Raw genomic sequence first — 20,827 nt, forward strand, 5'->3', positions numbered from 1 at the left:
ATAGCTTTCAAACGACAATAAAAAAGCGAGCATCATGCTCGCTTTTTAGATCTGGAATATCGCTTATTCAGGCTTTTGCGTTAGACATTCGCCACGCGCTGCGCCTTCTTGAGCTAACCACTCAGCAACTGTTTTCGCAAAGTAAGTTAAGATACCATCCGCACCTGCACGCTTAAAGCACAGTAGTGATTCCATGATGGTTTCACGCTCTTTAAGCCAGCCATTTTGAATCGCTGCCATGTGCATCGCATACTCGCCTGAGACTTGGTAAGCATAGGTTGGTACTTGCAGTTCACTCTTCACACGACGAACCACATCAAGGTAAGGCATACCAGGTTTCACCATCACCATATCAGCGCCTTCATTGATATCCATTGCCACTTCTTGCAATGCTTCATCGCTGTTTGCAGGATCCATTTGGTAAGTCTTCTTATCGCCACCTTTTAGGTTGCCAGAAGAGCCAACAGCATCACGGAAAGGACCGTAGTAGTTCGACGCGTATTTCGCAGAGTACGCCATGATTTGGGTATTAATATGACCCGCTTCTTCTAATGCTTCACGAATCGCACCAATACGACCATCCATCATGTCTGATGGTGCAACCACGTCAGCCCCAGCTTCTGCGTGTGACAATGCTTGCTTGATCAAAACTTCTGTCGTGATGTCGTTTAGCACGTAACCTTCATCATCGATGATGCCGTCTTGACCGTGAATGGTGAACGGGTCAAGGGCGATATCGGTGATCACGCCAAGCTCTGGCACATGCGTTTTCAGCGCGCGCACTGCCGTTTGAACTAAGCCTTCAGGGTTGTAAGCTTCTTCTGCTAACTCTGATTTAAAATCTTGAGAAACCACAGGGAAAAGTGCAATCGCAGGAATGCCTAACTTAGCAAGGTATGCCGCTTCTTCCAGTAGCAGATCAATCGATAGACGCTCAACACCCGGCATCGACTCTACCGTTTCACGACGATTTTTGCCCATCAACACAAACATTGGATAAATCAAATCATTCACTGATAGTTGATTTTCCGCCATCAAACGACGGCTAAAGTCATGCTTACGCATACGGCGCATACGACGACCAGGAAACGCACCTTGAATAGATACTGACACGACAAACTCCTCGCTAAAAAATAGGATTAGATAATATCACTCAGACTGACGAATGTGGCTTAAATCGAAAAAAAAGCCTGACTATTAACATAAGACTGCGCAATGACGTGCTCTGCGGTTTCACCACGACACTCGGCGATCACGGCAGCAATATGTGGTAAAAACTTTGGCTCATTACGGCTCGATTTTGGTTTCGGACGATAGTCTCGTGGGAGTAGGTACGGACAGTCGGTTTCAATCATTAAGCGGTTTGTAGGAATATGGCGTACGACTTCGCGTAGCTCTTGTCCACGGCGCTCATCACATACCCAACCCGTAACCCCTATGTGTAAATCAAGATCTAAGCATTCCTTTAACTCTTGCTCAGAGCCAGTAAAGCAATGCAGTACTGCCGCAGGTAATTTATCTCGCCAAGGCGTCAAGATTTCAATAAAACGTTCATGGGCATCACGGCAATGCATAAATACTGGCATATTCAGCTCAGCCGCTAACGCCAGTTGCGCTTCAAAGACCGCTTCTTGCTGTGGTCGAGGAGAAAAATCACGGTTGAAATCAAGCCCACACTCGCCAATCGCCACCACTTCAGGTTTTGCAGCTAAAGCTCGAATATCGGGTAGCGACAGATCAGTCACTGACTTTGCATCATGAGGATGAACCCCAGCGGTTGAATAGCAGTAGTGCGGCCATTGCTGCGCCATTTGTTGCGCCTCAATGCTCTCTTCAATACTGGTGCCCGTAATAATTAAATGCTTCACACCCGCTTCTTGAGCTCGCGTGATCACGTCCGCACGGTCTTTATCAAAACGGCTATTTGTTAAGTTCACACCAATATCTATCATCTGTTTATCCATTCTCTGCGCAGTAATATCTACAAGCTCAGTATATCGAGCCTGTTCTCTCAGTGCCAAACCCATATTTTAGGTATAAAAAAACCGACACTCGGGTCGGTTTTTTTCATCATCACATAGTACAAAGTACTACTTTACTGTTGCTCTTCGTGCTCTTCCGTATCATCGTACTCATCATGATCACGTACATAGAAACGTGAGAAGAATAAGCCAACTTCAAACAATAAACACATAGGTACAGCCAACAAGGTCTGAGAAATAATATCAGGCGGTGTTAACAGCATACCAACGACGAACGCACCTACGATAATGTAAGGACGCTTGCTACGTAGAGATTCAGGATCGGTTGCACCGGTCCAACACAACAGAATGATCGCTACTGGAATTTCAAAAGCAATACCAAACGCCATAAAGAGCGCCAGAACGAAGTCCAGATAATTTGCAATGTCCGTTGCCACCTCTACCCCTTGTGGGGCGACGCTGGTAAAGAACTTAAAGACCAATGGGAACACAACGTAATAAGCAAATGCGACACCTGCGTAAAACAGCAAGGAGCTGGAAAACAGCAAAGGCATGATCAGCTTACGCTCGTGCTTGTACAAACCAGGCGCCACAAACGCCCAAACTTGGTACAAAATCATTGGCACAGCAATAAACACTGAGGTAACTAAAGTCAGTTTTATCGGTGTAAAAAACGGTGATGCCACATCGGTCGCAATCATGGTTGCACCAGCAGGCATACGCTCTACTAACGGTGCAGCCAAGAAGGCATAGATGTCATTGGCAAACCATACTAAACACAGAAAAACCACCAGCACGCTCATGATAGAACGCAGTAGTCGCGTACGTAGTTCAAGTAAATGACTAAATAGCGGCTGCGTATCTTCGACAGTCGACATAGTGATGTAATTTATTCCTGCTTGTGTGAAGTCGTTGCTGAGGTTTGCTCGCTTTTATCAGCATAAGGGCGCTGAACATCTGAAGCCGCTTTTTTAAGCTCATCTACAGAGTCTTGCAATTCCGGCGCTAAGTCCTTCATCCCCATTTGTTCGGCTTTTTTCAGATTTGCCTGCAATTCCTGAATTTTCAGTTCTTGCGATAGTTCATCTTTAACCGAGTTTGCCATATTACGAGCAGCACCTATCCACTGCGACACAGTACGTATCGCAACGGGTAGACGTTCCGGCCCCAGTACTACTAATCCCACCACGGAGATCAGCACTAACTCCCAGAACCCGATATCAAACACGTGTTAAACCTGCTCTTTGTCTTTTTGACTAGTTGTCGTCTGATCCGCTGGCTTGTTCTCGTCAGCAATTTTCTTTTGCTCGAAGTCAGCATCGTTGTTGTCTGACTCTTTTTTCGCAGCAGGTGCAGCTTCATCATCGCTGATTGCTTTTTTGAAGCCTTTGACTGCAGAACCTAGGTCACCACCTAGAGTACGAAGTTTCTTCGTTCCGAACAGAAGAACAATGATCAGGGCAATAATTAATAATTGCCAGATACTGATACCACCCATGCTTGTTTTACCTCAGCTTTATGTGGTTAATAACGAAAGTGCGTTTATCAACGCAACTATAAGTATAGGCGAGAGCCAAACCGATTATTTTCGGCAGGTACGCCATCCTAGTAACCAAAATAAACCACCGACACCGGCAGATACTGCTGGGTAAGTCGCTACTTGATCACCAAAGAGTATTGCAGCACACACCATAAAGGTGGCGCCGATACCAAAATAGAACCTTGCCTGGTTATGAGTGCGTCGATTCTCCATGAAATTATCATAGAGTTTATCGATCCGCTGATTCATTACCTTGCCTTGGCGCAAGCTGTCATAAAGTAATTCTGGCAGTTCAGGCAATTTTTCAGCCCAAAATGGTGCTTTACTTTTTACCGCTTCAATAATGGCTTGAGGGCCAACTTGACGCGACATCCAGTTTTCCAAGAACGGCTTGGCTGTTGCCCACAAATCAAGTTGTGGGTACAACTGGCGTCCTAAGCCTTCAACATACAACAAGGTCTTTTGTAATAGGACCAGTTGTGGTTGCACTTCCATATTAAAACGGCGAGCAGTATTAAACAGGTTTAACAACACATGACCGAATGAAATTTCGCACAGTGGCTTCTCAAAAATAGGCTCACACACAGTACGAATTGCAAATTCAAACTCATCCACATTGGTATCATGTGGAACCCAGCCTGAATCGACGTGTAATTCTGCAACCTTACGATAATCGCGATTAAAAAATGCCAATAAATTTTCAGCTAAATAACGCTTATCTTCTCGGTTTAACGTCCCCACAATGCCACAATCTAACGCGATCCATTGGGGATTTTCCGGGTGCTCATAAGAGACAAAAATATTACCCGGATGCATATCAGCATGGAAAAAACTGTCACGAAATACCTGAGTAAAGAAGATATTTACCGCATTTTCAGACAGTAATTTTAAATCCGTGCCGTTCGCTTTTAGCCCCTCAACGTCAGAAACTTGGATACCATAAATACGTTCCATGACAAGAAGATTAATACTGCTGTAATCGGTATAAACTTCCGGTACATACAGTGTGTCGTCCCCTTCAAAGTTACGACGGAGTTGAATGCTGTTGGCCGCTTCACGCATTAAATCAAGCTCATCGAGCAAGGTTTTTTCGTATTCACGGACCACTTCAACAGGGCGTAGTCGTCTTGCTTCTGGCTGGAGGCGAGAAACTATCTCTGCCATCCTGTACATCAGCTTAATATCAGCCTCAATAATTGGCTTAATATCAGGACGAATGACTTTAAAAACAATTTCTTTGCCGTTTTCTTTTAATGTGCCGGTATGCACTTGAGCAATCGATGCCGAAGCGAGTGCGACTTCATCGAAATCATCAAACCATTGCTCTAACGGCCCACCTAACGCTTGCTCAATAGTACGTTTTGCTAACTTACCATCGAATGGCTCAACTTGATCTTGCAGCAGAGCCAGTTGATCGGCGATATGCGGTGGAAACAAATCGCGACGCGTTGACATCATTTGACCGAATTTGATCCAAACAGGGCCTAACTCTTGCAACGCTAAACGTAATCGCTCACCCAATGGTTTATCTGGATATTCGTTTTTGATCCAAAACAGCGATTTACGTAGTTTCTTTGGAAGTTCAGTGCGCGGATCGACAGGGATAAAGTCATCCAAGCCATAGCGCAGTTGTACTTGAATAATACGGTACAGCCGTTTTATTTCTGAGTAACTCATCATTGCCAATTTATCGCTCAAGTAACTGGTTCAATCGGGCTTCAAAACGGGCAACATCTGATTTCAAGTCATCAACTTGATCGCAGAAATGCATCATTTCTAAAGGCTGGGGTAACAATCGCCATTCCTCTGTGATCACTTCAGCAAGGTCGCGTTGGCGATTTTTAATCCCTTGGCGAATAAATCGACTGCCTGACTTTACACTACTGACTAAAGTATGAGCAACTACATCACCAGTATATTCTGATAACTTGTCCTCAAAATCAGGTTTTAACCCGCTTAACAAACTGGAAAAGTGCTGTGCTAATTGCAGATCACCATCTAATGCCAACTTATCAGCTTTGATCAGCTGCGTTAGGTTGGCTTGTTGACGCAACTCAGGCAGAACCGACAGGTTTAATGCTAATTGGCAATCCACCTCACCTTCAAAGCCAGCCAACACATCCACTTGATGGCTAAAGACAAAATACATTGTCTTATTAAATTCATTCAGCTTAACGCTGATCACTTTGCCACGTAAACGAGTAAGACGACGCTGACTATCAGCATCGTCTTTAATTAATTGATTCAGAGCTGTTTCAACCGCACCGGTAACAAACGCATCTATTGGCATAGGATCCTCAGAACTTATAACCACGGTGCAAGGCAACAATACCGCCCGTTAGGTTGTAGTAGCTTGTTTGATCGAAACCTGCGTCATCCATCATTCCTTTCAAAGTGTCTTGATCAGGGTGCATGCGGATAGATTCAGCAAGGTAACGGTAACTTTCAGCATCATTAGCAATGATCTCACCCATTTTAGGTAATAGGTGGAATGAATACGCATCGTAGACTTTTGATAATGGCTCTAAAATTGGCTTAGAGAATTCCAATACTAATAAACGACCGCCTGGTTTTAGTACGCGGTACATTGAGCGCAGCGCTTTTTCTTTATCTGTTACGTTACGTAAACAGAAGCTGATAGTAATACAGTCAAAGTAATCGTCAGGAAACGGCAGCTCTTCCGCATTAGCTTGAACATATCCCACGTTACCCACAATACCGCTATCACGCAGTTTGCTACGGCCAACTTTCAACATTGAGTTGTTGATATCAGCCAAAATAACTTGACCGGTTTCACCCACGATACGTGAAAATTTCGCCGTTAAGTCACCAGTACCACCACCTAAATCCAGCACACGTTGACCTTTACGAACGCCACTACAGTCAATGGTGAAACGTTTCCAAACGCGGTGAATACCCATCGACATCAAATCGTTCATGATGTCGTACTTTGCTGCAACCGAGTGAAAAACCTCAGCAACCATGGTTGCTTTCTCTTCTTTGGCGACGGTACGGAAGCCAAAGTGAGTCGTATCTTGTGTGGTGTCCGTCATGTTCAATCCGTTTATAGATACTGATGACGCTTGGCGTCTACTTACGCAACGTCACCAGTATTAAATGCATTTATTCAACTGGGCTTAGTGTACTTGATGGTTGCTCTTTGCTCAAAGCGCTTTGCCCATCATTATGATAAATCCCCTTCCGAGGGCGCGGTAATATGAGAAAAGCCTCGGTATTCCGTCAGGTTAGATTGTGATTTTTCCACCAGCGGAGCACTAATATCACGTTTCACTTCAACCCCTAGCTGTTTAAAACTTTCTGCTTGGCGGATCACGTTGCCACGGCCTGTTGCCAGTTTATTCATCGCCCCTTGGTAGCTTTGATTCGCTTTTTCTAACGACTGCCCCATAGCTTCCATATCGTTTACAAATAAGCGTAGCTTGTCATAAAGCTTACTGGCACGCTCTGCGATCTCTTTGGCGTTTTGATTCTGTCTTTCATTACGCCACAAGTTATTAATAGTACGCAGTGCCACTAATAGCGTGGTTGGACTGACCAACATGATATTAAGATCCATCGCATCACGAATAAGCGCAGGATCAGCTTCAATCGCTGCTTGGAACGCAGGCTCAACAGGAATGAACATCAACACATAATCAAGGCTACGAATACCATGTAATTGATGGTAATCCTTACGGCTTAGCCCTCGCATATGAGCACGCATGGAAGCAACATGCTCACTCATGGCAAGCTCTCGTTCGGCAATGGTGTCAGCATTAAAGAAACGTTCATACGCTACCAGTGACATTTTCGCATCCACGACGACGTCTTTCTGTTGTGGTAAATGCACCACCACATCGGGTTGGTAACGCTTACCCTCTTCATTTTCTAGGCTAACCTGAGTTTGGTATTCATGCCCTTCACGAAGTCCTGAATCAGAGAGTACCCGAGCCAACACCACTTCGCCCCAGTTTCCTTGGGCTTTGTTATCTCCTTTTAAGGCTTGGGTTAGGTTAATCGCCTCTTGTGCCATTTGCTCATTAAGCTGTTTAAGACTATTTATTTGATGCACTAAGGTATGGCGCTCACGAGACTCTTGGGTAAAGTTATCATTAACCTGCTTTTTGAAACCTTCAAGTTGCTCTTTGAGTGGGCTTAAAAGCGTCTCTAAGCTCATCTTATTTTGCTCATCCACGGTTCGTGTTTTTTGCTCAAACAGACGATTAGCTAAACTTTCAAATTGAATGCGTAGACGCTCTTCGGCATTTTCTAATAGCTTAATTTTTTCATCCGCGGCTTTTTGCTCTTCAAAATGGCGAGCATCTTGCTCACGCAGATCGGCCTCTAACCCTGCATTCGCTAAACGAGCATTATCCAGTTGCTCTGATAAGTACTGCTTTTCATTTTGCAGTGCTTCAAAGTGACGCATCTTCTCTAATGCGGCAGCTAAGCGACCATGCATTTGACGAATTTCATGGGTCAGCCTGTCACGATCATCATCAAGCTCTTCCAGCTCTTGGTTACGTTCAGTTAATTGGCTTTGTAACTGCTGCTCTCGACTTTGTGCTAAACGTGCATCAGACTCTGCTTGCTGCTCAACTAACTGCAAAGTTTGTTCAAATCGCCCTTTATACCAGAATGCGGTGATCACACTGGCAACCGTTGCCCCTAACAATGTTGCTAATGCCGTGATAACGCCACCGCTTAACCATTCTGCCATCGTAAATACTCTATCTTCCTGACGGTTTATTTCTGTAATAAGGCTAAGTGGATACTGGATAAATGTCCAGCTAACGAGCATAACTCGCCATATTTATTCAACAAGCAAAGAGATTTGTTTGCAGTCGATCACAAGGTGTTATTGCCCTTGCTATTCAGCTATAAGATCATCTCCTACACTGTTTTCTTTTCACGTTTGCTTAATAATGGAATGTAATGAACGAACGTCTCGCCTTGGGCTATGGCATGGGAGCAGTGTTACTGTGGTCGACTGTCGCAACCGCCTTTAAAATCACTTTAGATTACTTTTCACCCGTACAAATGATGGTGATCGCCAGTACGGTTTCAGCGCTGGCACTCATCGCCATTGCTTATTATAAAAATACGCTCCACCAGCTAAAACAGACCTTTATTAAGCGTCCACTTTATTACCTCGCGCTTGGGCTGATAAATCCCTTTGCTTATTACTTAGTCTTATTTGAAGCCTACGATTTACTGCCCGCCTCACAGGCACAGCCCATCAACTACAGTTGGGCGATCACCTTAACCTTAATGGCAGCTATTTTTTTAGGGCAAAAGATTCAACGTAAAGATTGGATTGCTTGCGTACTGGGATATGGCGGTGTGGTGGTGATTGCAACTCAAGGCAATATTGCTGCCTTGAATTTCACCAGCCCGTTAGGCGTTGCGTTAGCATTATTTTCGACCCTGTTATGGGCAGGCTATTGGATTTTAAATACTAAAAACACTGCCGATCCAATCCTTGGCTTATTACTGGGCTTTTTAGTTTCACTGCCATTTTCTATTGGCTTGAGCCTGTATCTTGGCGGTTGGCAAAGTGTACCTTGGCAAGGCTGGGCAGCGGTCACTTATGTTGGTTTGTTCGAAATGGGGATCACCTTTGTTTTATGGCTCAATGCCCTACGGTTAACCCGTAATACGGCTAAGATCAGTAACCTGATTTTTATCTCGCCATTTATCTCTTTATTGCTACTTGCCACCATCATTGGCGAAACTATTCATCCATCTACATTGATCGGATTAGTGTTGATCATTGCAGGTTTAATCATCCAACAATGGAAAACGAAAAAAGCAGTTACCGTCGAGCCTTAAACGAAAAAAGCCTGTCATCTGACAGGCTTTTTCATCTTTAGAAACTTATTCGTTCACCGTTGCCGACATAGAATGCCAACGACGCCCAATTTTCGATGCCAGAATGACTAACCCCGGAACCAATAACCACATTTGCAATGTCATCAACATAGGTGACGAAAGATCTAAACGTTGCAGCAAGCTAACCATTACACCTGAGCCACTCATTTGGAACAAACCTAATAGCGCCGCTGCAGTTCCAGCACGATCGCCAAACGGTGCCAACGCCTTACCTGCCGCAGATCCTAAAACAAATGCAAAACCGAATGAGCACACAAAAATCGGTACCATAAATGCCCATGCTTGTTGTAGCGGGCTTAATACCAACATCATAGCGCCAGCGATCATTAAGACAATCAAACCAGTACGTAATGTTCGACGAGTACCAAAGCGATCTATAAACTTAGGCGCAATCATACACGCAATGATATTGAGTGCCGCATTAATACCAAACCACATTGTAAACTGGTTCATGTCTTGACCAAGGTGATTCATCAACCACACTGGGGCTGATGTGACATAAGCTAAGATCACAGCCATAGCTAACATACATAACGACGCATGAAATAAAAACGTCGGTTCACGTAGTACAGACCAGTAACGACTTAAACTAATGGTTGAGCCTGATACATCTGAGTGTGCTGGGCGTGTTTCTCTAAATAATGCCACCACAAACAGACCTGCGACTAAAGCAAAGCCCGCCATAAAACTAAAGTTTGAACGCCAGCCAAAATGGTGAGTTAGCCAAGTGCCTAAAAGAGGAGCTAGCGCAGGAATAAAACAAATCGCACCGTTTAAATAGCTGATCATACGACCGCTTTTTTCAGCGCCAAAACTATCACGAACCGCTGCAAACGCTGCAACTGACGTCGCACACGCGCCGAAGCCTTGTAGCAAACGCGCCAACAACAACAGATCTAAGCTTTGTGCTAAATACGCCATGGTCGAGCTAAAACCGTAGATCACGATACCGCCTAAGGCGATAGGTCGACGACCAATACGATCCGCTAATGGGCCTGCCAATAACTGCCCTAAGCCCATGCTAAACATGAACCAAGTGACGGTATCTTGCACACGAGTCGGATCAACCTGAAACGTACTTGCCATTGCAGGTAATGCCGGCAAATAAATATCAATCGCTAAAGGGCTAAAGAGGACTAAAGTTACCATTAAGGCAACAAGCCGAGTATCGGCAGAAGGTGAATTCGGTGTTGTCATGCTGCGTTCCTAAAAAATGATCGCGCAAGTCTACGGATTTCTCATAATGAATAAAAATGGTTTATTTTCAAAACCGCTTTTCCAAATTGGAATCCACCAGCTTTTAACGTTTATCAATCAATCCTCGGCTGGAATAATGAATAGTCTGTCATTTGTTATTGAGACAATTGAAGCGCATCGATAAACAAGCTAACGTAACAATATTAAGCCTGAATAGCTGAAAATATCACGACACCTAGCATAACCTCGGTGTTGTTGATGCTATTTAGGCACATTTGACCTAACTACCCTTCGATGGTGGTTTCTTGACAAGGACCTATACATGCAAGCAGTTATCGCACAACGTATTGAGCAGATCCGTCAGTGGCTTGAAGCAGAGCAACTCGATGCCCTACTGATCCCTCATGAAGATGAATATCTTGGAGAGTACATTCCCGATCATAACGAACGCCTTCATTGGTTAACCGGTTTCACAGGCTCAGCAGGTGCTGCCGTGATCACTCGTGACCGTGCTGCCATGTTTGTTGATGGTCGTTATGTTGTGCAAGTTCGCAAGCAAGTGCCGGGTGATGTGTTTGAATATTGCCATTTGATCGAGCAACCACCTGTGCAATGGGCATTAGAAAATCTAGCCGCAGGTAGCAAAATCGCCATTGATAACCGCCTACACAGTGCGGCATGGCTAAAAAACACTATCACAGCCCTTGATGGTGAGTTAGATCTGGTAGCGGTTAACGAAAACCCAATTGATGAATTATGGTTCGATCGCCCAGCACCTAAACTGTCGGATGCCGAATTAATGGGGCTAGAGTATGTGGGTCAATCAAGCGAAGAGAAGCGTGAACAAATTGCCGCACTACTTAAAAAACAAAAAGCGGATGCTGCTTTTTTAAGCCAACTTGATAGCATTGCTTGGCTACTCAATGTCCGTGGTGATGATGTGCATTGTCTACCCGTTCTGCTATCAGCAGCTGTGATCCACAGCGATGCATCGGTGGATTTCTACATCGATCACCACCGCCTACCAGAAGGTTTTGCTGCACATGTCGGTAACGGGGTAAATATCCGCGAGCCAGAACAACTCGCAGCAGGTTTAGCGGCATTTGCAGGCAAGCGTGTACTGTTTGATTCAGCGAACAGTAACGCATGGGCGGCTCAGCAATTAACGGATGCTGGCGCACAACTTATTGAAGCGGCAAACCCAACGCTATTACCGAAAGCGGCGAAAAACACGACTGAAATTGCTGGTATGAAAGCCTGTCACATCCGTGATGGTGTGGCGATTGCCAAATTCCTCGCATGGATTGATACACAAGTTGCGAATGGCAATCTATTAGATGAAGCCGCACTTTCCGATCAACTTTGGCACTTCCGTCAGCAAGATCCAACTTGTCGTGATGTCAGCTTTGATACGATTTCAGCATCTGCTGGCAATGCGGCTATGTGTCACTACAACCATATTAACCAGCCACAGCCAAGCAAACTGCAAATGGATACGGTTTACTTGGTCGATTCAGGCGGTCAATACCCTGACGGCACGACCGATATCACCCGTACTATCGCTATCGGTAACCCGGGCGATGAAGTAAAACAAGCCTTCACATTAGTACTAAAAGGCCATATTTCATTGGCTTCGGCACTTTTTCCGAAAGGCACAACAGGCTCTCAGCTTGACGCACTCGCGCGTCAGCATCTATGGGCGTATGGTTTTGATTATGATCACGGTACAGGTCACGGTGTTGGTCATTTCTTAAGTGTTCACGAAGGCCCACAACGTATTGCAAAAATGTACAACCCAACAGCATTACTGCCGGGGATGGTATTATCTAACGAGCCAGGTTATTACCGTGCAGATGCATTTGGTATTCGTATCGAAAACCTTGAACTGGTCGTCGATATTGAAACGCAAGGTGACATGAACGTGATGGGCTTTGAATCATTAACGCGTGCGCCTATTGATAAGCGTTTGATCGAGCCAACGCTACTAACTGACGTAGAGCTTGCATGGCTTAACAACTATCACCAAACCGTGTTTAACGTGATCAGCCCATCGCTGACAGGTAGTGATCTTGAGTGGCTAACACAAGCAACATCACCGCTAAGTCGTTAACGCTCCAATAAGAAAAAGAAAAGCCAGTACACATCAGGTACTGGCTTTATTTTTATCCCGAGTATGCAGGGTGCCAATCTTTCCACACCACTTCAAACCCCTGTTGCTTAACCGCGGTAGCGACATCTGCGACCGAGCGTTCATCACTGATCGCAAATTGTTCTAGCTCTAGCGTGTCATCAGCATATCCGCCCGGTTGGGTTTTAGAGCCCGCCGACATACTAGTGATCCCCAAAGGCAATACGTTATCGCGAAAATGCGGTGATTCTCGAGTCGATAACGACAGCTCGACTTCAGGATTAAACAACCGATAAGCACAAATCAATTGCACCAGTTGGCGATCCGTCATCACAGATTTTGGCTCTAATCCACCAGTACAGGGTCTTAAACGTGGGAATGAAATCGAATAGCGGCTTTGCCAATAGGTTCGCTCAAGATAAGCCAAGTGACTGGCAACAAAAAAACAATCCGTGCGCCATTCTTCCATGCCGATCAAAGCCCCAATCCCAATCTTGTCTATTCCTGCTTTTGCTAACCGATCAGGTGTCGCTAAGCGGTATTCAAAATTGGTTTTATTACCTCGCAAATGATGTTTCGCATAGGTTGGTGCATTATAGGTTTCTTGATACACCATCACCGCATCTAGACCAAGTTGGCGCAGCTCTTGATACTCATCTTGCTCAAGTGGCTGTACTTCCATTGCCAAATAACTGAAGTGCTGTTTAATTTGAGGAAGCGCATCACGAAAGTAATTCATACCAACTTTGGTTTGATGCTCGCCTGTAACCAGTAACACACTATCAAAATTTAGCGCTTTTATTGCCTCACACTCTCGTTCTATTTCCTGACTATCTAAGGTACGGCGTTTAATGCGATTTTCCATCGAAAAACCACAATAGGTACACGCATTGGCACACAGATTCGAAAGGTATAAAGGCACATAAAAACTCATAGTATGACCAAACCGCTGGCGGGTTAGCATCGCAGAGCGTTGTGCCATTTGCTCTAAGTAAGGCTCTGCCGCAGGTGAAATTAAAGCTTTAAAATCTTCTAAATCTCGCTTTGATTTGCCTAAAGCACGCTCAACATCGGTAGCCGTTTTGGCATAAATCGACAAACGGATATCATCCCAATCCATTTGCTGCCAAACATCCACAAAGCTCATGCTGGCTCCTTACTCATTAAGAAATGCCGTTAATGGGCTTGATGCAATAGCATGGTTCACCTTACCAGCAAGACCCGCTTCATAGGCCATGCGACCACTTTCCACGGCCAATTTAAAGGCTCGCCCCATTGCAATAGGATCACTTGCCGCAGCAATAGCTGTATTGACTAGTACCGCATCTGCGCCCATTTCCATCGCTTCTGCGGCATGAGAAGGCGCACCAATGCCCGCATCCACCACCACAGGTACTTGCGCTTGATCGATAATAATGCGCAGAAAATCGCGAGAAACTAGCCCTTTATTCGAGCCAATTGGCGCTCCTAATGGCATCACGGCAGCGCATCCTACCTCTTCTAATCGCTTACAAAGCACAGGGTCGGCATGACAGTAAGGCAACACCACAAACCCTTCTTTTACTAGCTGCTCTGCCGCTTTTAGCGTTTCAATCGGATCGGGCATCAGGTATTTCGGATCAGGGTGAATTTCTAATTTTAGCCAATTTGTCCCTAACGCTTCTCGAGCTAACTGCGCAGCAAAGATCGCTTCTTTAGCATTTTTTGCCCCTGACGTATTAGGCAATAAATTCACCCCTGCTTGGATCAGTGGCGCTAAGATATCGTCATCACGCTCAGCGATATTGACCCGCTTAAGTGCCATGGTCACCAGCTCTGAGCCTGTCGCTAAAATCGATTCAGCCATGACATCACGATTGGCGTACTTACCGGTTCCGGTAAACAGTCGCGATGTGAATGTTTTATCTGCAATGGTCAACATGTTAACCTCCTGCTATCGCTTGAAATAATGCGATCTGATCGCCATCAGCAATGACGGTTGTCGACCATTCACTGGCTGCAACAATACGCTGATTTATCGCAACCGCTGTACCTTGTATGGGTAAATCTAACTGCCTAACAAATTGATTAACAGTTTGCTCTGATTCGCAAGACATAGGTTCATCGTTCAGCCAGATAGTTATCATGGTGGTCATTTATCCAACCTCCCTTTGATCTTGTAAGCCACACACTAGGCAACCAGAAGCAGTATCAACTGATACCTGCTGCCATTTACCCGTTAAGCCATTAAATTGCTGCAATAGCCCAAATCCAACATTACCAATACCAGTGATCGCTTTTATCGCTGCCAATGCTTGTAAGGTGCCAATGGTGCCAACAACAGGCCCCATCACGCCATTACTACGACAATTTTGATCTTGTGGTGGTGCTTCAGCACTTAATGGAAACACACATTGATAACACGGTGAGATCTGCCTGAAATCAAAGGCTAATAACTGTCCTTGCCAACCAATAGATGCACCAGCAATTAGTGGTGTTTGATGCTGATAACAAGCTTGATTAACGGCATAACGAGTCGCCCAGTTGTCACTGCAATCGAGCACAATATCAGCCTGTTGTACTTCCATGGCAAGTTGAACACCTGCAAGCTTGGCTTTTACTGCACGCATTCGTACCAATGGGTTCAATGCTAAAAGCTGATCGCAGGCTGCTTGCGCTTTATTAAGTGATACATCGGTTTCTCGATAAATCACCTGACGCTGCAAGTTTGAACTATCAACCTCATCATCATCTGCAATCACCAGTAAGCCAACACCAGCAGCGGCTAAATACATCGCTGCTGCTGAGCCTAAACCGCCCGCGCCGACGATCAATACCTTGGCATTGTTAAGTGCAAGTTGCCCCTGCTCTCCCATGTCTTCCAGCATGATTTGTCGGTTATATCGAATAAAAGCAGTATCAGAGAGTCTGTCAGTTGTCATACATCACCTCCCGCTCAGATAAGCATTGATTGAGTTGTTCGACGGCAATAGCAGGTTCGCTTGACTGGGTGATCGCACGTACCACCGCAACACTACTCACCCCTGTGTCCCAAACCACTGGCACACGCGATAAATCAATGCCACCAATCGCCACCGTTGGAAACGCATTGCCAATCAATTGTTGATAAAGCTTTAAGCGGTGAACACCTTGCGGTAATGACGGCATTTGCTTAGTTGTAGTTGGGTAAATATGACCGAGGGCGATATAACTTGGATTAAATGCCATCGCACGTAGGATCTCGTAATACCCATGGGTTGAGATCCCCAAGCGAAGGTTGGCTTGTTGAATAGCATTGAGATCAGCAACAGCTAAATCTTCTTGTCCCAAATGCACGCCAAAAGCACCATGCTCAATAGCCAGTTGCCAATAGTCATTAATAAAAACCTGTGCATTTGCCTGCTGACCTAACGCAATCGCATGAGCAATATCTTGCTCTAAATCTTGCGCATTCGAATCTTTAATCCGCAGCTGAGTCATTTTCACATCCAATTCAAGTAACTGCTTAACCCACTGGATCGAATCCACCACCGGATATAACTTCAGTTTCTCACTATCAACAGGTGCAAAAGCTTCAACTGGCTGACATTGATCTTGCCAATCAATAGCTGACAGCTTTGGAAAATTCGTACAAATGATGTCAGGAAAGGTGTCACGCTCAATCGGCCATTGCCCCATCTGCGTTGATTGAGCATAGGCTCTTGCTAGCACTAATGCGTCTTCCAATGGGTAATTCAGCGCAAGTGCTGCCAGCAACATCGCTCTCTGTTGTGTTTGATCACCACACTCAACACTAAAGCAACCACGTACGTCACCATCGTGATGCCAAATATCAAGATAGCCACCGTTAACCGGCAAGCCACATACGACTAAATCTGGACGAGCCTGCACTTTCGCCTTGATCTGCGATAGATCCATATCAGAAGAGATCCATTGATCTTGAATCGCATAATCAATGGAGACAGTGGAGAAGGCTTGTTCAAAGCCCACTCGCTTCGTCTTCGATGGCGTCGCTACCTCAACCCAAGCTTGGCTTGAAGGCATTAGCATGACTTGCTCACCTAACTGATACTCTGCAGCTGTGGCTAATAAGGGCTCAATATGCATAACCAAGGGCGATAAAGCCTTCGGTAAGCTTAATGTGCTCATTTAGCACTCCTCTTTCGCAGGGTGATAAAGCTCGCTACCTTTCTCACGGAATTCTTGTGCTTTTTGCTGCATGCCCTCTAACTGATCGTCTAATAGCTTGATTGCTAGCTCATCAGATCGTTCAAGATCTTTTGCATAATCACGTACTTCTTGAGAGATCTTCATTGAGCAGAATTTAGGACCACACATTGAGCAGAAATGGGCAATTTTGCCTGACTCTTGAGGTAGAGTTTCGTCGTGATATGCACGAGCAGTTTCAGGATCTAAGCCGAGGTTAAATTGGTCTTCCCAACGAAACTCAAAACGTGCTTTTGATAAAGCATTATCACGCACTTGTGCACCGGGGTGTCCTTTTGCTAAATCAGCGGCATGAGCACATAGCTTATAAGTAATAAGACCAACTTTTACATCTTCTTTATTAGGTAAGCCTAAATGCTCTTTAGGTGTCACGTAACAAAGCATTGCACAGCCATACCAACCGATCATCGCTGCACCAATGCCCGAGGTAATATGATCATAGCCCGGTGCAATATCGGTGGTTAGCGGGCCTAAGGTATAGAATGGCGCTTCATGACAATGCTTAAGTTGCTCTTCCATATTTTCTTTGATCATATGCATTGGCACATGTCCAGGACCTTCAATCATGACCTGAACATCATATTCCCACGCAATCTTTGTCAACTCACCTAAGGTACGTAGCTCGCTAAACTGCGCTTCATCGTTTGCATCAGCGACGGATCCCGGACGTAGGCCATCACCCAGTGATAGTGAAATATCGTATTGCGCACAGATCTCACAGATCTCACGGAAGTGCTCGTAGAGAAAACTTTCTTTATGGTGTGCCAAACACCACTTGGCCATGATAGAGCCGCCACGGGATACAATGCCTGTTACACGTTTCGCCGTCATTGGTATATAACGAAGCAGTACACCAGCATGGATAGTGAAGTAATCCACCCCTTGCTCAGCTTGTTCTAGTAATGTGTCACGGAAAACGTCCCAGTTAAGGTTCTCAGCCACACCATTCACTTTCTCTAACGCTTGGTACATAGGTACCGTACCAATCGGCACAGGGCTGTTGCGGATGATCCATTCACGGGTTTCGTGAATATTACGCCCCGTAGAGAGATCCATTACCGTATCGCCTCCCCAACGAGTTGACCAAACAAGTTTCTCAACTTCTTCTTCAATCGATGAGCTCACCGCTGAGTTACCAATATTGGCATTCACTTTAACAAGGAAGTTGCGACCAATGATCATTGGCTCGGTTTCTGGGTGGTTAATGTTGGCAGGAATAATCGCACGTCCTTCAGCCACTTCTTTACGCACGAACTCAGGGGTAATTTCTTTTGGTAAGTTGGCACCAAAGCTAATGCCTGGATGCTGTTGATTTAATACTTCATCACGGTATTTCGCACGCCCCATATTTTCACGGATTGCGATATATTCCATCTCAGGAGTAATAATACCTTGGCGCGCATAGTGAAGTTGTGTCACGCACTTTCCTGCTTTTGCCCGGCGGATCGGTGCACGTTCACCAAAGCGTAAATCATCTAACGTCTTATCATCTAAGCGTTCGTTAGCATAATCAGAACTTAAACCGTCAAGGAGCTCTGTATCGTCACGATCTAAAATCCATTGTTCGCGAACGGTAGGCAAACCGCTGTAGATATCAATCGTCTTATCCGGATCGGTATAAAAACCCGAAGTATCGTAAACACGTACAGGTTCGTTTGGCTCAAAGATCGGGGATTCCTTGCTGCCACCAACCAAACTATCAGCAAGGGTGATTTCACGCATAGGTACACGGAGATCAGGTCGACTTCCCTGCACATACACTTTTTGTGAATTTGGGTATGGTTGAACCGTTAATGATTCAATAAATTGTTTCGCTTCCAGTCTCGCTTGCTTGCGATTCGACATAGCAGTTTCCTTGATTTTTCAATGTAGGGGAAAATGCTTGGCGGATGGGCGTAAACAAGAGGTGTGTACTTTATGTACAACTATGCAGATGCGTACAGTGATCCTAGAAGATATGTAGCAGAAGACATTCTCTTGTTCCCTTCGCAGGTATTAGCCTGATCAGGTTCAACGGATCCCGCAATGCGGTCTCAGCCATATGGCACTCCGACAAGTAGCAACGAGTATAGAGAAGCTGTAAAAGCGCAACAACCTTTATACTGAGAAAAAATGTGAAAAGTGACAGATAACAAAAAGCCGTGTATCAACACGGCTTCTTATTACATTCAGCATATTGCTCAAGATTATTGTGAAATTAATACATCACAATTAAGGTGATTCGCTAAAGAATCGCTTAAGTCACCAAAGAGGTGGAAAGTCGATTTGTGATACCCAGTGATCACAAGGTTCGCATTAAGCTCCTTGGCTAAGGCTTCAATATGTTTAGCTACATCACCATCTGCAGTATGAATCGCTTTAGCCTTGTAAGAAGAAGCAGCAATGAGTTCAGACAACTCTTTCATACGCTTTTTGGCAATAGCGTCATGCTCTTCTTGTAATTCAACTTCAACATCAATAAAGCTGACGTTGCCAATCCCTGGTTCAACATAAGCAACATGTAAATCAGCGTGATTCTGCTCAGCAATAACGCCAGCTTTCACCATCAATTTATGCGCATTTTTATCTTCAGGGTTAACCGCTAATAACACAGTTTGGTAAAGTGACATATCTAGCCTCCTTGAGCTAAGGCTCATTACAAATTCAACAATTGTGATTATGATGCTATAAATGTAGGTATACAACTAACGATGTGGCTGACGAATTAATATTCGATTGAATCAATGATTGCAATATTGGAGAGTTCTCACCTTTCTAACTAGCGATTATCATGACCGCTTTCTATCATTACCTGAAAATATAAACGAGATCCCAATGAGCCAATATTTATTACTAGGATTCATCGCGCTTGGTGGTGCATTCGGTGCCTGCTCACGATACCTAATTTCTGAGCTATGCGTAATGCTATTTGGCCGTGGCTTCCCATACGGTACTTTAACCGTAAACGTGCTGGGCTCCTTAATCATGGGGTTATTGATGTCTGCACTGAATCAAGGAATGATTGAAGCTGCGCCATGGCGACCAATCATCGGCTTGGGCTTCCTAGGTGCATTAACTACGTTCTCAACATTCTCAATGGATAACGTAGTACTTATGCAGCAAGGCGAATTCTTTAAAGCTGGTTTAAACATTTTACTTAACGTTATTGTCAGTATCGCCGCATGTTATGTTGGTTACCAAATCATGATGAAAAGCTAACTAGCAGACATAAAAAACCGCCTATTAGGCGGTTTTTTATGTCTTACATCTAGGATACGTAAACTTAAATAGCAATTTACCCAATAGCACGACATACCATCATTTATATCAAACTCAAAAAACTGCATCTTAATCATGCTTTATAGACAATCGAAAAGTCTAAATCGATAAATGCAAAAAAGCCCCGCTATTTCTAGCGAGGCTTCTTAATAAGTGGCGGAGCGGACGGGACTCGAACCCGCGACCCCCGGCGTGACAGGCCGGTATTCTAACCAACTGAACTACCGCTCCGACGAACATGGATGTTCTAATATCGCGAAGCCATGGATGGCTAAGAGCGATAACACCACATGCGATATCCATAGTTCAAATAGATATCTATTTTTTGCTTTCATCTTTTTCTTAAAAAGATGAAAACGAATAGGAAGCCTGGCGATGTCCTACTCTCACATGGGGAGGCCCCACACTACCATCGGCGCTATTACGTTTCACTACTGAGTTCGGCATGGGATCAGGTGGGTCCATAATGCTATGGTCGCCAAGCAAATTCGTTACAATCTTAGAAAGCTGATTCTCAAACACACGTTCAAGTGTTCTTGGAGTCCGTATAAAACCCCTTGGGTGTTGTATGGTTAAGCCTCACGGGCAATTAGTATCGGTTAGCTCAATGCCTCACAGCACTTA

Annotated in this window: 20 protein-coding genes, 1 tRNA gene, 1 rRNA gene and 1 riboswitch; of the genes, 3 read left to right on the forward strand and 19 right to left on the reverse strand. The window is 44.8% G+C overall.

Translation table 11 applies throughout. The features are described 5' to 3' along the window. Window positions 1-63 precede the first annotated feature (63 nt). The 9 genes from hemB to rmuC form a co-directional block, all read right to left on the reverse strand. Window positions 64-1,113, reverse strand: coding sequence for a porphobilinogen synthase (hemB, locus tag E5A76_RS06340; RefSeq protein WP_008985998.1), 1,050 nt, complete (start codon window positions 1,111-1,113; stop codon window positions 64-66). A 59-nt stretch (window positions 1,114-1,172) separates the two neighbouring features. Then, entirely contained in the window at window positions 1,173-1,952 is a 780-nt protein-coding gene (gene tatD, locus E5A76_RS06345; protein WP_187695567.1) for a 3'-5' ssDNA/RNA exonuclease TatD, read from the reverse strand. Between the two features lie 143 nt (window positions 1,953-2,095). Next, window positions 2,096-2,860: a Sec-independent protein translocase subunit TatC gene (tatC, locus tag E5A76_RS06350; protein WP_161118429.1), complete on the reverse strand. Its 765-nt coding sequence runs from the start codon at window positions 2,858-2,860 to the stop codon at window positions 2,096-2,098. A gap of 11 nt (window positions 2,861-2,871) precedes the next feature. Next, complete coding sequence (gene tatB, locus E5A76_RS06355) at window positions 2,872-3,210, reverse strand: Sec-independent protein translocase protein TatB (RefSeq protein ID WP_023931280.1); 339 nt, start codon at window positions 3,208-3,210, stop codon at window positions 2,872-2,874. A 3-nt stretch (window positions 3,211-3,213) separates the two neighbouring features. Beyond that, on the reverse strand, window positions 3,214-3,480 hold the full coding sequence (gene tatA / locus E5A76_RS06360) for a Sec-independent protein translocase subunit TatA (RefSeq protein ID WP_107185557.1): 267 nt from the start codon (window positions 3,478-3,480) through the stop codon (window positions 3,214-3,216). Window positions 3,481-3,564: 84 nt separating this feature from the next. Beyond that, window positions 3,565-5,202, reverse strand: a complete 1,638-nt coding sequence (gene ubiB / locus E5A76_RS06365; protein WP_179946558.1) for a ubiquinone biosynthesis regulatory protein kinase UbiB — start codon at window positions 5,200-5,202, stop codon at window positions 3,565-3,567. A gap of 7 nt (window positions 5,203-5,209) precedes the next feature. After that, a complete protein-coding gene (locus E5A76_RS06370) occupies window positions 5,210-5,812 on the reverse strand; it encodes a ubiquinone biosynthesis accessory factor UbiJ (protein WP_053986659.1) in 603 nt (200 codons plus the stop codon). A gap of 7 nt (window positions 5,813-5,819) precedes the next feature. Then, the gene (gene ubiE / locus E5A76_RS06375) at window positions 5,820-6,575 is read right to left on the reverse strand and encodes a bifunctional demethylmenaquinone methyltransferase/2-methoxy-6-polyprenyl-1,4-benzoquinol methylase UbiE (RefSeq protein ID WP_053986660.1); all 756 of its coding nucleotides are present in this window, start codon (window positions 6,573-6,575) and stop codon (window positions 5,820-5,822) included. A 131-nt stretch (window positions 6,576-6,706) separates the two neighbouring features. Continuing rightward, window positions 6,707-8,242 (reverse strand): DNA recombination protein RmuC, encoded by a 1,536-nt coding sequence (rmuC, locus tag E5A76_RS06380; RefSeq protein WP_045066398.1) that lies wholly within the window; start codon window positions 8,240-8,242, stop codon window positions 6,707-6,709. 215 nt (window positions 8,243-8,457) lie between these two features. Here rmuC and E5A76_RS06385 point away from each other — a divergent pair, with 215 nt between their 5' ends. After that, the gene (locus E5A76_RS06385; RefSeq protein WP_161118430.1) at window positions 8,458-9,354 is read left to right on the forward strand and encodes a DMT family transporter; all 897 of its coding nucleotides are present in this window, start codon (window positions 8,458-8,460) and stop codon (window positions 9,352-9,354) included. Between the two features lie 45 nt (window positions 9,355-9,399). Here E5A76_RS06385 and E5A76_RS06390 read toward each other — a convergent pair whose 3' ends face one another. Beyond that, window positions 9,400-10,611, reverse strand: coding sequence for a multidrug effflux MFS transporter (locus tag E5A76_RS06390; RefSeq protein ID WP_161118431.1), 1,212 nt, complete (start codon window positions 10,609-10,611; stop codon window positions 9,400-9,402). Between the two features lie 322 nt (window positions 10,612-10,933). Between E5A76_RS06390 and E5A76_RS06395 the strand changes: the two genes are divergently transcribed. Next, window positions 10,934-12,721: an aminopeptidase P family protein gene (locus E5A76_RS06395; protein ID WP_161118432.1), complete on the forward strand. Its 1,788-nt coding sequence runs from the start codon at window positions 10,934-10,936 to the stop codon at window positions 12,719-12,721. A gap of 52 nt (window positions 12,722-12,773) precedes the next feature. Here E5A76_RS06395 and thiH read toward each other — a convergent pair whose 3' ends face one another. From thiH to E5A76_RS06430, 7 genes are all read right to left on the reverse strand, one after another. Further along, entirely contained in the window at window positions 12,774-13,886 is a 1,113-nt protein-coding gene (gene thiH / locus E5A76_RS06400) for a 2-iminoacetate synthase ThiH (RefSeq protein ID WP_161118433.1), read from the reverse strand. 9 nt (window positions 13,887-13,895) lie between these two features. Next, a complete protein-coding gene (locus E5A76_RS06405) occupies window positions 13,896-14,660 on the reverse strand; it encodes a thiazole synthase (protein ID WP_144448326.1) in 765 nt (254 codons plus the stop codon). A gap of 1 nt (window position 14,661) precedes the next feature. Further along, a complete protein-coding gene (gene thiS, locus E5A76_RS06410; protein ID WP_144448325.1) occupies window positions 14,662-14,874 on the reverse strand; it encodes a sulfur carrier protein ThiS in 213 nt (70 codons plus the stop codon). Further along, a complete protein-coding gene (locus E5A76_RS06415) occupies window positions 14,875-15,660 on the reverse strand; it encodes a HesA/MoeB/ThiF family protein (RefSeq protein ID WP_161118434.1) in 786 nt (261 codons plus the stop codon). After that, window positions 15,650-16,867: a thiamine phosphate synthase gene (gene thiE, locus E5A76_RS06420; protein WP_161118435.1), complete on the reverse strand. Its 1,218-nt coding sequence runs from the start codon at window positions 16,865-16,867 to the stop codon at window positions 15,650-15,652. The genes E5A76_RS06415 and thiE overlap by 11 nt, the downstream gene beginning before the upstream one ends. Beyond that, window positions 16,868-18,790, reverse strand: a complete 1,923-nt coding sequence (gene thiC, locus E5A76_RS06425) for a phosphomethylpyrimidine synthase ThiC (RefSeq protein WP_161118436.1) — start codon at window positions 18,788-18,790, stop codon at window positions 16,868-16,870. It abuts the gene before it with no gap. A gap of 119 nt (window positions 18,791-18,909) precedes the next feature. After that, a riboswitch (TPP riboswitch) is annotated at window positions 18,910-19,007 on the reverse strand. Between the two features lie 124 nt (window positions 19,008-19,131). Next, entirely contained in the window at window positions 19,132-19,554 is a 423-nt protein-coding gene (locus E5A76_RS06430; protein ID WP_161118437.1) for a universal stress protein, read from the reverse strand. Window positions 19,555-19,759: 205 nt separating this feature from the next. Here E5A76_RS06430 and crcB point away from each other — a divergent pair, with 205 nt between their 5' ends. Then, complete coding sequence (gene crcB / locus E5A76_RS06435; protein WP_008986017.1) at window positions 19,760-20,143, forward strand: fluoride efflux transporter CrcB; 384 nt, start codon at window positions 19,760-19,762, stop codon at window positions 20,141-20,143. Between the two features lie 214 nt (window positions 20,144-20,357). Here the strand turns inward: crcB and E5A76_RS06440 are convergent. Both E5A76_RS06440 and rrf read right to left on the reverse strand, forming a co-directional pair. Continuing rightward, window positions 20,358-20,434: transfer RNA gene (locus E5A76_RS06440), tRNA-Asp, on the reverse strand. Window positions 20,435-20,570: 136 nt separating this feature from the next. Beyond that, window positions 20,571-20,686: ribosomal RNA gene (rrf, locus tag E5A76_RS06445) — 5S ribosomal RNA — on the reverse strand. Between the last annotated feature and the right edge of the window lie 141 nt (window positions 20,687-20,827).

Source organism: Photobacterium lucens, from assembly GCF_009873615.1.
In the GTDB taxonomy this organism is placed as follows: domain Bacteria; phylum Pseudomonadota; class Gammaproteobacteria; order Enterobacterales; family Vibrionaceae; genus Photobacterium; species Photobacterium lucens.

Bases quoted from the DNA above. Each gene is read 5' to 3' on its own strand.
- tatD (WP_187695567.1), bottom strand. From the start codon at position 1,952: ATGATAGATATTGGTGTGAACTTAACAAATAGCCGTTTTGATAAAGAC.
- tatC (WP_161118429.1), bottom strand. From the start codon at position 2,860: ATGTCGACTGTCGAAGATACGCAGCCGCTATTTAGTCATTTACTTGAA.
- tatA (WP_107185557.1), bottom strand. From the start codon at position 3,480: ATGGGTGGTATCAGTATCTGGCAATTATTAATTATTGCCCTGATCATT.
- ubiB (WP_179946558.1), bottom strand. From the start codon at position 5,202: ATGATGAGTTACTCAGAAATAAAACGGCTGTACCGTATTATTCAAGTA.
- E5A76_RS06370 (WP_053986659.1), bottom strand. From the start codon at position 5,812: ATGCCAATAGATGCGTTTGTTACCGGTGCGGTTGAAACAGCTCTGAAT.
- ubiE (WP_053986660.1), bottom strand. From the start codon at position 6,575: ATGACGGACACCACACAAGATACGACTCACTTTGGCTTCCGTACCGTC.
- rmuC (WP_045066398.1), bottom strand. From the start codon at position 8,242: ATGGCAGAATGGTTAAGCGGTGGCGTTATCACGGCATTAGCAACATTG.
- E5A76_RS06385 (WP_161118430.1), top strand. From the start codon at position 8,458: ATGAACGAACGTCTCGCCTTGGGCTATGGCATGGGAGCAGTGTTACTG.
- E5A76_RS06390 (WP_161118431.1), bottom strand. From the start codon at position 10,611: ATGACAACACCGAATTCACCTTCTGCCGATACTCGGCTTGTTGCCTTA.
- E5A76_RS06395 (WP_161118432.1), top strand. From the start codon at position 10,934: ATGCAAGCAGTTATCGCACAACGTATTGAGCAGATCCGTCAGTGGCTT.
- thiH (WP_161118433.1), bottom strand. From the start codon at position 13,886: ATGAGCTTTGTGGATGTTTGGCAGCAAATGGATTGGGATGATATCCGT.
- E5A76_RS06405 (WP_144448326.1), bottom strand. From the start codon at position 14,660: ATGTTGACCATTGCAGATAAAACATTCACATCGCGACTGTTTACCGGA.
- thiS (WP_144448325.1), bottom strand. From the start codon at position 14,874: ATGACCACCATGATAACTATCTGGCTGAACGATGAACCTATGTCTTGC.
- E5A76_RS06415 (WP_161118434.1), bottom strand. From the start codon at position 15,660: ATGACAACTGACAGACTCTCTGATACTGCTTTTATTCGATATAACCGA.
- thiE (WP_161118435.1), bottom strand. From the start codon at position 16,867: ATGAGCACATTAAGCTTACCGAAGGCTTTATCGCCCTTGGTTATGCAT.
- thiC (WP_161118436.1), bottom strand. From the start codon at position 18,790: ATGTCGAATCGCAAGCAAGCGAGACTGGAAGCGAAACAATTTATTGAA.
- E5A76_RS06430 (WP_161118437.1), bottom strand. From the start codon at position 19,554: ATGTCACTTTACCAAACTGTGTTATTAGCGGTTAACCCTGAAGATAAA.
- crcB (WP_008986017.1), top strand. From the start codon at position 19,760: ATGAGCCAATATTTATTACTAGGATTCATCGCGCTTGGTGGTGCATTC.